At 65.6% G+C, this 11,389-nt stretch carries 11 protein-coding genes and 1 pseudogene; all 12 read right to left on the reverse strand.

All coding sequences use genetic code 11. From position 1 onward, the window contains the following. Window positions 1-162 precede the first annotated feature (162 nt). A complete protein-coding gene (locus R1L06_RS00005; protein ID WP_317216532.1) occupies window positions 163-579 on the reverse strand; it encodes a hypothetical protein in 417 nt (138 codons plus the stop codon). Between the two features lie 185 nt (window positions 580-764). Continuing rightward, a complete protein-coding gene (locus R1L06_RS00010) occupies window positions 765-2,270 on the reverse strand; it encodes a sigma-54 dependent transcriptional regulator (RefSeq protein ID WP_317216533.1) in 1,506 nt (501 codons plus the stop codon). Beyond that, window positions 2,267-2,644, reverse strand: a complete 378-nt coding sequence (locus R1L06_RS00015; protein ID WP_010485922.1) for a response regulator — start codon at window positions 2,642-2,644, stop codon at window positions 2,267-2,269. Before R1L06_RS00015 ends, R1L06_RS00010 begins: the two co-directional genes overlap by 4 nt. Before the next feature lie 14 nt (window positions 2,645-2,658). Further along, window positions 2,659-4,068 (reverse strand): RNA polymerase factor sigma-54, encoded by a 1,410-nt coding sequence (gene rpoN / locus R1L06_RS00020; RefSeq protein WP_049398121.1) that lies wholly within the window; start codon window positions 4,066-4,068, stop codon window positions 2,659-2,661. Window positions 4,069-4,353: 285 nt separating this feature from the next. After that, window positions 4,354-4,986 (reverse strand): response regulator, encoded by a 633-nt coding sequence (locus R1L06_RS00025; RefSeq protein ID WP_032970105.1) that lies wholly within the window; start codon window positions 4,984-4,986, stop codon window positions 4,354-4,356. A 91-nt stretch (window positions 4,987-5,077) separates the two neighbouring features. After that, the gene (locus R1L06_RS00030; protein WP_317216534.1) at window positions 5,078-5,656 is read right to left on the reverse strand and encodes a PilZ domain-containing protein; all 579 of its coding nucleotides are present in this window, start codon (window positions 5,654-5,656) and stop codon (window positions 5,078-5,080) included. After that, on the reverse strand, window positions 5,653-5,943 hold the full coding sequence (locus R1L06_RS00035) for a hypothetical protein (protein ID WP_317216535.1): 291 nt from the start codon (window positions 5,941-5,943) through the stop codon (window positions 5,653-5,655). The genes R1L06_RS00030 and R1L06_RS00035 overlap by 4 nt, the downstream gene beginning before the upstream one ends. After that, complete coding sequence (fliS, locus tag R1L06_RS00040; protein WP_049398118.1) at window positions 5,940-6,359, reverse strand: flagellar export chaperone FliS; 420 nt, start codon at window positions 6,357-6,359, stop codon at window positions 5,940-5,942. Before fliS ends, R1L06_RS00035 begins: the two co-directional genes overlap by 4 nt. Before the next feature lie 125 nt (window positions 6,360-6,484). Then, a complete protein-coding gene (fliD, locus tag R1L06_RS00045) occupies window positions 6,485-7,825 on the reverse strand; it encodes a flagellar filament capping protein FliD (protein ID WP_317216536.1) in 1,341 nt (446 codons plus the stop codon). Between the two features lie 183 nt (window positions 7,826-8,008). After that, window positions 8,009-9,535 (reverse strand): flagellin N-terminal helical domain-containing protein, encoded by a 1,527-nt coding sequence (locus R1L06_RS00050; protein WP_317216537.1) that lies wholly within the window; start codon window positions 9,533-9,535, stop codon window positions 8,009-8,011. Window positions 9,536-9,757: 222 nt separating this feature from the next. Next, window positions 9,758-10,540, reverse strand: coding sequence for a flagellin (locus R1L06_RS20530; RefSeq protein ID WP_317216751.1), 783 nt, complete (start codon window positions 10,538-10,540; stop codon window positions 9,758-9,760). Window positions 10,541-10,573: 33 nt separating this feature from the next. Continuing rightward, a pseudogene (locus R1L06_RS20535) lies at window positions 10,574-11,308 on the reverse strand (flagellin N-terminal helical domain-containing protein); the annotation flags it as partial. Window positions 11,309-11,389 lie beyond the last annotated feature (81 nt).

Raw genomic sequence — 11,389 nt, forward strand, 5'->3', positions numbered from 1 at the left:
GCGCCATCCATGGCGCTCACGCCCCCGCAACCGGACCCACCCCGCCTTCGACAGAATTCCGCGATCTGTTGGAACCTGCTGCTGATGGTGGGTGCCGACCGTTGGTCGGCACGGGCTCTTACCCCATTGGAGGCGCCATTTAACCGGCGTCGGTTTTCTGGCCTATGGCTGCAGGGTCCAGCGGCCGGAATTCTGGCGCTGGCGGGGTGCGATGGGGCCGTCGTGCTGGGTGTAGATGAAACGGCCCTGGTGATCGGTCTGGCAGGTCAGCAGCAGGGCGTAGTGGGTAGGGCCGGCCGGGTGGGCTTCGGTCATCTGGATTTCCGCGATGTGTGGGGCCAGGCGTTGGTAGCGGTAGCTGCCGCCGATGCGTAGGTCGGTGCCGAGGATGTCCAGCACGTACTGGCTGCCGGCAAAGCTGACCTGCACCATGCGTCCGGCATTGGGGTTGTCCGGTGCGTACAGCGGGTCGCTGAGGTTGGTGAACTGGCGCTGGTCCAGCGTGGTGGGCAGGGTGCAGTCGGCGGCGCTGGCCAGGGGCGGGCAGAGCAGGGTGGCGAGCAGGGTGAGGCGATGCATGGTGGGACCTCGTTGGGATGTCCTTGCCATGCTCCGCACTGCGGCGGTGATGTCTTTAGGAAAACGTGCAAATGCAATGGGGTCAGATCTCTTTCCGAAGGAAAGGGATCTGACCCCAGGTACTGGAAACACCAACGCCTGGGCTAACCCAGGCGTTCGTGCCCCCTTCATGCTGGTTGCGAGCTTCAGCCGGCCAGTTCAGCCTGCTCACGTTCGATGCCGTACTTGCGCAGCTTTTCCACCAGGGTGGTGCGGCGCAGGCCGAGCAGCTGGGCGGCGTGGGCGACGACGCCCTGGGTGCGTTCCAGTGCTTCGTTGATCAGGCCCAGTTCGATGTTGGCCATGTGGTTGCGCAGGTCCATGCCTTCATCGGGCAGCGCCGCCGATGCTGCGGCGCGATTGACGGCAATGCCGTGCTCCAGCGCCGGTTGGTTGCCGCCGCCCGGGGTGTGGAACGAGAAGCTGCGCAGGTCCAGGCGTTCTTCGCTGGCCGTCGGCTGTACCGGTGCCGGTGCGGCCACCGCTGCCAGTGCAGCGTCGCCACGGTAGCGGGCCGGCAGGTCCTGCACGCGCACCGAACCGCCCGGATGCAGCACCGCCAGGCGCTCGACCAGGTTGGTCAGCTCACGCACGTTGCCCGGCCACTCGTAGCCAGCCAGGGCCTGCAGGGCTTCCGGGGTGAAGCGCACTTCGCCACGGCCGGTGCGCGCCAGTTGCGCGGCGATGGTTTCCACCAGCGCCGGCAGGTCTTCGCGACGCTCGCGCAGGGCGGGCACGTCGATCGGGAACACGTTGAGGCGATAGAACAGATCCTCGCGGAACTTGCCTTCGGCAATACGGGTTTCCAGGTCGCGGTGGGTCGCGGCCACAACGCGTACGTTGCAGCGGATGGTCTGGTTGCCACCGACGCGCTCGAAGCTGCGTTCCTGCAGCACGCGCAGCAGCTTCACCTGCATCGGCAGGCTCATGTCGCCGATTTCGTCGAGCAGCAGGGTACCGCCTTCGGCCATTTCGAAACGGCCCTTGCGCGCGGTCAGTGCGCCGGTGAAGGCACCCTTTTCGTGGCCGAACAGTTCGCTTTCCAGCAGGTCTGCCGGAATGGCGCCGCAGTTGATCGCCACGAACGGGCCGTCGCGGCGCGGCGAGCGCTGATGGATGGCGCGCGACACCACTTCCTTGCCGGTACCGGATTCGCCCAGCACGAGCACGGTGGTGTCGAATGCGGCCACCTGTTCGATCATCGTGCGCAACGCAGTCACCGCCGGACCGTTGCCGGTCGGGCCTTGGTCCTGCGCGGCGCCGGCCTGGTGCTCGGCGTCCAGGCGCTTGAGGCTGGCGCGGCGCAGCAGGGCTTCCATCTGCGCATGGCGCAGCGGCGTTTCCAGCGGCCAGATGTTGGCTTCGTGCAGGCCGTGCTGGTGGGCAAAGGCTGCGGCATCACCGTCGGCCAGCAGTACCGGCGGCGGCAGGCTGCTGCCGCCCAGCCAGTTGTACAGCGCGGTGCTGGCAGCGGTGTCGTCCAGGCTGCCGACGATCACGGCCATCCAGTCGTTCTGGCGCTGACGGCCCAGGTCGAAGTCGGCCGCGTCGGAAACCCAGCGCGGGTTGAAATCCATGAATTCCAGCAGGGCAACGGTGCGCTCTGCGCGCACGGCGTCGTTGTCCAGCACCAGGATGCGCGATTCGCTCACGATCGATCCTCCCTGAGCCCTTCCAGGATCGGCATGACTTCCTGGATGTAGGACAGCTTGCTGACAAAATTGTCGGCGCCAGCGCGCAGCGCGTGTTCGCGGTGCTCGGCGTCGTCGAAGTGGCTGGCGATCACGATGTACGGTGCATCGTCCTGCGACTTGATCAGGCGGGTGGCCTGCAGGCCGCCCATTTCCGGCATCGCCAGGTCCATCAGCACCACCTGCGGGCGCAGCGTTTCCGAGCGCTCGATCGCTTCCAGGCCGTTGCCGGCGCTGCCGACGATCTGCAGCCAGTCGATCTTGCGGAAATGGCGCATCGCCGCGTTGATGAAGCCCTCGTGGTCATCGACCAGCAGGACCGTGAGCTTGTTCATGTCCAACATCCTTTTCAGCCCACCCGGGCCAGCTGCGGTTGCCTGGCGCCAAGCCGGCGCCGTTCACGGGCCGGGGCGATGTCCAGTTGTTCTCGGTATTTTGCGACGGTTCGGCGGGCAATGTTCACCCCCTGGCGCGACAGCAGGCCGGCGATGGCCTCGTCGGCCAGCGGGCGGCCGGCCGGTTCGGCGTCGATCAGGCGGCGGACCATGGCCTTCACGGCCTGCCCGGAGACGCTGGCGCCTTCCAGGCGCACGGCGAAGAAGTGCTTCAGTTCGAAGGTGCCGCGCGGGGTCTGCAGGAACTTGCCGGTGGTGATGCGCGAGACGGTGGACTCGTGCATGCCGATTTCCTCGGCCACTTCCTTCAACGTCAGCGGCGCCATGGCCTCCTCGCCACGCACCAGGAACGCGGCCTGGCGCTCGACGATCACCCGCGCGGTGCGCAGCAGGGTGTCGTAGCGCATCGACAGGCCGCGGCTGAACCAGCGCGCTTCCTGCAGCATTTCGCGCAGTGCCGGTGCGGCCTCGCTGGTCTCGGCCAGGGCCTGTTCGTACTGGCTGTTGATCGAGACGCGGCGGCTGGTCGCCGGATTCAGCGCCACCTTCCACTGGTCGTCGGCGTGCCAGGCGACCACGTCCGGCACCACCACGGCATTGCGTTCGGGCAGCAGGCTGTCACCCGGGCGCGGCTGCAGCGAGAGGATCAGGCGCACGGCTTCGCGCACGTCGTCGATCTCGGCGTCGTGCAGGCGGGCGAGGGCGGGGTAGTCGTGCGCGGCCAGCGCGTCGAGCGCGCCATCAAGAATGCGTGCCGCCAGGTGGCGGGCGGGGACTACGCCGTGCAGGCTGCGCAGCTGTGCCTGCAGGCCTTCGCGCAGGTCCTGAGCGGCCATGCCGGCCGGCTCGCCATGCAGCAGCTGCTGACGGATGGCTTCCACGCCGTCGGCGGCGATGTCGAACTGGGCGCTGGCCAGCAGCTGCAGCTGGTCCAGCGGTGCCTGCAGGTAGCCTGCCTCATCGCAATGGTCCAGCCAGAAGGCGGCCACGGCCAGCTCGCGGTCATCCATGTCCAGCGACAGGCGCTGCAGCACGCGCAGCTGCGGGTCGCTCGATTCGCCGGCGGCGATGCGCGCCATGCGGTCGTCGTCGCCGTCCTGCCAGCTGGCGCCGGCCACGTCCCACATCGACGACTCGGGCAGCTCGTCGAACGCAGCGGTTTCCAGCGTGGTGGCGCCGGCCTCGGTGGCTTCGGCGGTGGGTGCTTCAGCCTCTTCGATCTCCAGCAGCGGGTTGGAGTCCAGCAGGCGCTGGATTTCCTGTTCCAGGTGCAGGCCATCGAGCTGCAGCAGCCGGATCGACTGCAGCAACTGCGGGGTGAGGTGAAGTTGTTGGCCCAGCTGGGCCGAGAGTGCAGCCTTCATCGTGGTTCCCCGGCACCGCTCCCCGGCGCCTTGTGGAACGCATCTTGCTTTTGATCCGGCGGGGGCGGAATCAGGGGGTTCCTGAGGGGCTTCGTGAATGTCCTGACAGGGTGTAGGGGTATTCCCTACATTGTCGCGGAATGTTGACGATGATCGCCGCTAAGTTGCTGATTTCCGGTGTGGGTCCCGGATTGATCGGGCTGCGCCGTGTACGGATTCCTGTCAGGGCGTGTCGGGGTGACGGGAATTCGTCGTCAGTGCGGATCTGGCCTCCTTCGCAGAGGATCACTCCAGCTCGTGCTGGTGGCGCGCGGCCAGCAGCAGCAGATCGTTGGCGCGGCGACAGCCCAGCGACTCCATCATGCGTGCGCGGTGGGTTTCCACCGTCTTGACGCTGATGCCGAGGTCGGCGGCGATTTCCTTGTTGCTCTCACCCTTGCCGATGCGGCGCAGGATCTCGCGCTGGCGCGGCGACAGTGCGGCGATGCCGGTGGGTTTCTCGCGACCGAGCATCGGTGCCAGCATCTTGGCGGAGATCTGCGGGCTCAGGAACACCTGGCCGGCGTGCGCGGCACGCAGCGCCAGTTCAAGCTCCTGCGGTGCGGCATCCTTGACCAGGAACCCGACCGCACCGCGATCGAGTGCATCGCGCACGTGGGCGGCGTCGTCGTGCATGGTCATCATCACCACCCGCGTGCCGGGGGCGCGCAGGCGGATGTCGCTGAGGGCTTCCAGGCCGGTGCGGCCGGGCAGTGACAGGTCCATCAGGATCACGTCCGGGGCGTGCTGCAGGGCCAGCTGCAGTGCCTGCTCGGCATTGCTGGCCTCGGCGACGAGCTGCACGTCGGCAAACCCCTGCAGCAGCCGCGCCAGGCCGGCGCGGACCAGGGTGTGATCGTCGACGATGAGAACTCGCACAGGCACGTTGGAGGTCCGTGAGGGGAGTCCACCTTAACTTAGCTGAACGGGCGCGCCAAGGGTTGCCCATCCGGCGTCATGGTGGCAGGTTTCAGCGGGCGCGGCGTGCTTCGGCCACCTGGCGGCGATGCAGGCGGAACAGATGCCGCTCCATTGCCATCTCCAGGCCATCGCCAAGACGCTGGAAACGCAGCCACAGATAGTGACCACCGCCACCGTCCGCCGCTTCGGCGACCACTTCCACGGGCAGGTCGATATGGTCAGGCAGCCAGTCGCTGGGCTGCAGGCGCACCAGGCCGGCCTGGCCGGGGCTGGCGCCGCTGCGCGGCCCCAGTTGCAGGCGGATGCCACGGCGCGACCAGCGCACCGGGCGCAGCGTCAGTTCCTGGCCCTGCTGGCGTACCAGACGGCCGAGCAGCACCATCGCCAGATCCAGCTTGGCTTCCAGCCGCTGCAGTTGCAGGCTGGACTCATTGCGGTCGTCGTGCTCGTCAACGCGGCTGTCCTCGACCAGGGCCAGGCTGCGCAGCAGACCTTCGGCACTGCTGGTGCGACCGGCGGCGCTGCCTGCCTGGAACTCGGCCGGCAAGGCCAGCTCGCAGCTGAGCGTTTCGTCGAACAGCTCGCTTTCGGCGGGGTGGTGCAGCGACGTGGTCGGCAGTTGGGTCATGCGAGTGATTCTGCCTGTAGATAGGCATGCGCCGCGCGAAGGGAGCGGCCGGTGTGCTTCAGATGAGCTGCGGCTTCATCGCGGAGGGAGATCATGCGCGCCAGTACGCGTTGCTGGTGGTCGCGCAACGCGAGGATGGCGGCATCACTGGGGCGCTCGACAATCAACGACAGGGCAGCCACGGCTTCCAGGTGTTCGGCCATCAGCCGTTCGCTGGTGTCGTGGTCCTCGCCCTGGAGGCTGGTTTCCAGCGTATCAAGGGCATCGTGCATAGTTTGAAGGTTCATGGCGCCACCGCTTTGGTGACCTGGCGCTGGTCTGCCGGAATCGCGTTCCAGGCCGAGTCGATCTCCACCATCAAGCCCAGGGCTTCCTTCAGTGCGGTCGGATCGTTGTGCAGGTTGCCCTCGGTCAGGCGCATGATGACGAAGTCGTACAGTGCCGACAGATTGCCGGCAATCTCGCCGCCGGCTTCGTGATCGAGCGAGCCGTTGAGGTGGCCGACGATGGCGCAGGCTTCGCCGATGGCCTTGCCCTTGCGCGCCTGGTCATTCTGCTGCAAAGAGGCTTCAGCGGTGCGGATGCGCTCGCAGGCACCGGCCAGCAGCAGCGCTACCAACTTGTGTGGATCGGCATCGACGACCGAGGTGGTCACGCCGACTTTTCGGTACTGCTCGGCGAACTGCCGATTGGAACCGTACATAGGGGAAGTCTCCTGGAATGCCTGCCCATCCGCGTGGGTTGAGGGGTTCGGCACGGGTCTAACGGGTTATCGGCGCAGCCGGGGCTCTACTTGAGTACCGACTGCGCCGGAAAAATGCCTGGAAATCAGTTGCCGAGCTGCTGGATGAGCGAGCCGCCGGCCGATTGCATCTGCGTGACCATCTTTTCCATCGCGGTGAACTGCTTGGTGTAGCGGTCGGCCACCTTTTCCATGTTCTTGTCCAGCTCGTCCAGCTGCTTTTCCAGTGCCTTGATCTGCTTGTTCAAGGTCGCCGTACGCTGGGTGATCGTGCCGGTGGTCGCGTCCAGGCTGCTCTTGAGCAGTTCGGTCATCGGCTTGCCCAGCGCGCCCTCTGCACCGAACAGCTTGGTGGCCGCCTCCGGGTTCTTCGCCAGCGCGGTGTCGAGCTTGGCGCCATCAAGGCTCATGCTGCCGTCGGCGGCAATGGTGATGCCCAGATCCTTGAGGTCGTTGACGTTGGCACTCAGCTGGGCGCGCAGCTGCTGCTGCAGGCCACGGACCATGGCGTCGCCGGTCATGGTCGAGGCCGTGCGCGTCTCAGCGTTGTAAGCGCTGGAATTCTTCAACGTGGTCTGGATGCCGTTGTAGGCGGTGATGAAGGCCGTGAGATTGGTCTTCAGCGTGCTGTTGTCCGGAGTGACGGTCAGCGTCTGCGTCTCGCCTTCCTTCGCCTTGGTCAGGGTGAGGCTGATGCCAGGTACCAGGTCGGTGATCGTGTTGGAGCTGCTGGTGCGGGTGAAACCATCCACCACCACCACTGCATCCTTGGCGGGCACCATCTCGGTCATCTTCGATGCGGATGTGCCGTCATAGGCCAGCTCGGAGAGTCCGCCATTGCCGCCACTGGCGCTGACTTTCAACGCGCCCTTGCTGCCGGAATCAACGGCGGTCAATACCAGGTGCATGCCATCGTCGGCCGTCACCACGGCCGCGGTGACGCCCTTGCTCTCGGCGGCGGAATTGATCTCGGCTGCGATCTTCTCCATCGTCGCGCCGGGTTCGATGTTCACGCTGACGGACTTGTCGCCGTATGCGATCGTCAGCGTTCCGTCGCCAACCACGGCGTCCTTTGTATACGCCTTGGAGCTGAGCTTCTGGTTCTGTGCCAGGGATTTGACTTCCACCTGGTGGCTGCCCGCAGCGGCCTTGCCGGCGGTCGTGCTGGTGTCCAGGGTTGCAGTGAAGTTCGACTCGGTCGGCGTGCTGACTTTCAGGCCGGGGGTGGCCACGCCCTTGACCAGGGTCTTCAGCGCGCTCTGCAGACCTGTCATTCCGCTTTTGATGGTGCCAAGCGCCGAAAGCTTGGCGCTGGCGGCAACACCCGCCGAGTTGATCTGCTTTTCCCGGGGCTCGCGTTCCTTGGCGGTCAGCTGTGCAACCAGGCTGGGAATGTCGAGGCCGGAACCAATCGTGCCGATGGCCATGAGGGGAATCCTTTATCTTGGACGGGCCGGGCGGGTGTCCTGCACCTGCTATCGGCCTGGGAGGGGCGAGCTTGAGCGTGGAAACGCTCTCCAGCCTTCTGCAAGGCCCATGCCAATCCGCCACCGGGCACGAAGAAGGGGGCTTGCGCCCCCTTCCCGTTGTTGCCTTGTACTACCGCTGGATCAGCGCAGCAGGCTCAGCACGTTCTGGCTGGACTGGTTGGCCTGGGCCAGCATGGCGGTACCGGCCTGCTGCAGGATCTGGTTGCGGGTCAGCTCGGCGGTTTCCGAAGCGTAGTCCACGTCGCGGATGCGGCTGCGGGCAGCCGACATGTTTTCCGACGAGGTGTTCAGGTTCGCAACCACCGAGGTGAAGCGGTTCTGGATCGCACCCAGGTCGGCGCGGGCGGAGTTGATCGAGTTCAGGGCTGCGTCCATCGCCAGGATGGCGTTGTCGGCACCGCCCTTCGACGAGATGTCCAGATCGGCAAAGCCGGTCTTGGCGCCACCTGCGGCATAGCTGGTCGACGCACCTGCGGTGAGGCCAGTTTCCTGGGTCAGCGAAGCAGTAGTGGTGGTGCCTGCGACGGCGACAGTGAAGTTGCCTTCCTTGTCAGTCAGCTGCAGCTTGCCTTCAACCAGTGCGGCGCTGACGCCGGTTTCGTGGGTCTTGGCGTTGACGGCATTGACCATCTGGGTGGCGCGGTCGCCGGCGTTGCCGACAGCAGTCAGATCGATCTGCGCCGTGCCCTTGCTACCGGCCAGGCTGAAGCTGGCCGAGCCGTAGGAAGCGGCTACTGCAGGAGTGCCACCGCTGTGAGTGGTCACGAACGTAGCGCCGAAACCATTGGTGGCGGCACCGGCCTGAGCCACAGTGATGTCAGTGCCGTCGGCTTTGCTGAACGCCAGAGTGCCGGCAGCGGCCGTACCGGTGCGGGTGATGCCTGCGTCGGCCAGCTTCTTGCTGACATCGGCGCTGTTCAGTGCAGTGTCGATATCGGCGCCTGCAACCGTTGCAGCGGCAGTGGAATTTTCATAGATCGAAATGCCATTGACGCTCAAGCTGTAGGCCGTGCCACCGACGGTGACAGCACCAAAGGCACCCGAAACCGCAGTGTCAGTCTTGATGGCCTTTGCAGCACCACCGTTCGGAACGGCGCCGGTCACCGAGCCATCGGTCGAAGCGCTGGTCCAGCTTCCGAGCTTGCTGATGTTGGCGTTGGTAACCTGGGAGATGTTGATCGTCTGACCCTGGTTGGCGCCGATCTGGAACGCCTGGTTGGTGAAGGTGCCATCCAGCAGGTTGGTGCCGTTGAAGTTGGTCTGTTCGGCGACGCGCTGGATTTCCTGCTTCAGCAGCTGCACTTCGGCGTTCAGGGCCTGACGGTCCGAAGCCGAGTTGGTGGCGCTGCGCGACTGCACAGCCAGCTCGCGGACGCGCTGCAGGTTGTTGCCGATCTCACCCAGTGCGCCTTCGGCGGTCTGGGCCAGCGAGATGCCGTCGTTGGCGTTGCGGGCGGCCTGGTTGACGCCGCGGATCTGGGTGGTGAAACGCTCGGAGATCGCCAGGCCGGCCGCATCGTCCTTGGCGCTGTTGATGCGCATGCCCGAGGACAGGCGCTGAATGGTGGTGGCCAGGTTGGCGCCGCTGGTGCCCAGGTTGCGCTGGGCGTTCAGCGACATGGTGTTGGTGTTGATGACTTGTGCCATGGTGCGGTTTCCTTGTAGGCAGTGTGTCCGGCAGAGCAGCCTGACCGGTTTCGGGGGGCAGTGGCTGGCTTCCCCCCAAGGGGTGTGCTACCGCTGCTGAAATCAATAACGGCACTACCCCTCCGGCCTTTAGCGGAGTTTCGATCCTTTTTTCTCTGGTCAAACGAAAAGGCCCCGCCATCTGCATGGCGGGCCCCGGCTCCAGCTCGAGTGGTGCAGGAATTACGACTGCAGCAGGCGCAGTACGTTCTGCGGCACCTGGTTGGCCTGGGCCAGCATGGCCGTGCCGGCCTGCTGCAGGATCTGCCCGCGGGTCAGTTCGGCGGTTTCCTGTGCGTAGTCAACGTCGCGGATGCGGCTGCGTGCGGCGGACAGGTTCTCCGAATTGGTGTTCAGGTTGGCGATGGTCGAGGTGAAGCGGTTCTGGATCGCGCCGAGGTCGGCGCGGGCCGAATTGACGGACTGCAGCGCCGCATCCATGGCGAGGATGGCGTTGTCGGCGTTGGCCTGGTTGGAGATATCCAGTTCTGCAAAGCCTGTCTGGGCCGTACCTGCGGTGAACGCCGTGCCATTGGTGGCACTGCTGCCTGCGGTCAGGCCGGTGGCATTGGCCAGTGCGGTGGCGCTCAGCGAGCCACCAATGGTGAAGTTGCCTTCCTTGTTTTCCAGCTGCACCTTCCCGTCGATCAGCGATGCGGTGACGCCGGTTTCGTGGGTCTTGGCGTTGATTGCGTTCACCAGCAACGTATTGCGTTCCGAGGCGTTCTTTGCGGCACCCACGTTGATGTCGACCACGCCACTGCCATCGGCCTTGGTCAGCGTCAGCTGACCGGCAGTGATGGCGGGGAAATCAGCTGCAATTGCCGGCGTGCCGTTCTGATGGTTGGCGACAAAGGCGCCAGTGGCGAAGCCCTCACCGGCACCGGCGCCGGTGACGGTGATCGGCAGGTCATTGCCGTCGGCGCGCGAGAATGCCAAGGTGCCGGCAGCCACGCTGCCACTCATGGTGATGCCGGCGGCGACCAGCGCATCGGACTTGCTTGCCAGTGCCGCGGTGATGTCAGCGGCATTGACCGCCCCGCCAGCAGCGGCGGTGTGGATCGAAATACCGCCGACAGAGAAGGCAAAGCCACCAGCAGGAACCGTCGCAATGGCATTGAAGTTGCCGGACGGACCCGAGGTGGTCGGAATCGCAGCCTCGGCGCCACCGGTCGCAGTCTTGCCGGCCACGCTTGCCGGGGTCGAGGCACTGGTCCAGTCGCCGAGCTTGTGCACATTCGCATTGGTGATCTGCGAGATGTTGATGGTCTGGCCCTGGTCGGCGCCGATCTGGAAGGCCTGGTTGGTGAAGCTGCCGTCCAGCAGGCTGGTGCCGTTGAAGTTGGTCTGCTCCGCAACGCGCTGGATTTCCTGCTTCAGCAGCTGCACTTCGGCGTTCAGCGCCTGGCGGTCCGAGGCCGAGTTGGTTGCACTGCGGGCCTGAACGGCCAGTTCGCGGATGCGCTGCAGATTGTTGCCGACTTCGCCCAGTGCGCCTTCAGCGGTCTGCGCCAGCGAGATGCCGTCGTTGGCGTTGCGTGCGGCCTGGTTGATGCCACGGATCTGGGTGGTGAAACGCTCGGAGATCGCCAGACCGGCGGCGTCGTCCTTGGCACTGTTGATGCGCATGCCCGAGGACAGGCGCTGGATCGAGGTGGCCAGCGAGCTGCTGCTGGTGGACAGGTTGCGCTGAGCGTTCAGCGACATGGTGTTGGTGTTGATGATCTGTGCCATGGTGCTTCTCCGTGGTTGCTCGGTTGTTTCGGTGTGGAAGGCGCGGGACGCGCCGTGCTGGAAGACGGATGGAACGGGGAA

The organism is Stenotrophomonas mexicanensis (assembly GCF_032911605.1).
Lineage (GTDB): Bacteria > Pseudomonadota > Gammaproteobacteria > Xanthomonadales > Xanthomonadaceae > Stenotrophomonas > Stenotrophomonas maltophilia_A.

Coding starts and splice junctions, on each gene's coding strand:
- R1L06_RS20530 (WP_317216751.1), bottom strand. CDS start 10,540: ATGAGTGGCAGCGTGGCTGCCGGCACCTTGGCATTCTCGCGCGCCGAC.
- R1L06_RS00030 (WP_317216534.1), bottom strand. CDS start 5,656: ATGACCCAACTGCCGACCACGTCGCTGCACCACCCCGCCGAAAGCGAG.
- fliD (WP_317216536.1), bottom strand. CDS start 7,825: ATGGCCATCGGCACGATTGGTTCCGGCCTCGACATTCCCAGCCTGGTT.
- R1L06_RS00035 (WP_317216535.1), bottom strand. CDS start 5,943: ATGAACCTTCAAACTATGCACGATGCCCTTGATACGCTGGAAACCAGC.
- R1L06_RS00005 (WP_317216532.1), bottom strand. CDS start 579: ATGCATCGCCTCACCCTGCTCGCCACCCTGCTCTGCCCGCCCCTGGCC.
- rpoN (WP_049398121.1), bottom strand. CDS start 4,068: ATGAAGGCTGCACTCTCGGCCCAGCTGGGCCAACAACTTCACCTCACC.
- R1L06_RS00050 (WP_317216537.1), bottom strand. CDS start 9,535: ATGGCACAAGTCATCAACACCAACACCATGTCGCTGAACGCCCAGCGC.
- fliS (WP_049398118.1), bottom strand. CDS start 6,359: ATGTACGGTTCCAATCGGCAGTTCGCCGAGCAGTACCGAAAAGTCGGC.
- R1L06_RS00015 (WP_010485922.1), bottom strand. CDS start 2,644: ATGAACAAGCTCACGGTCCTGCTGGTCGATGACCACGAGGGCTTCATC.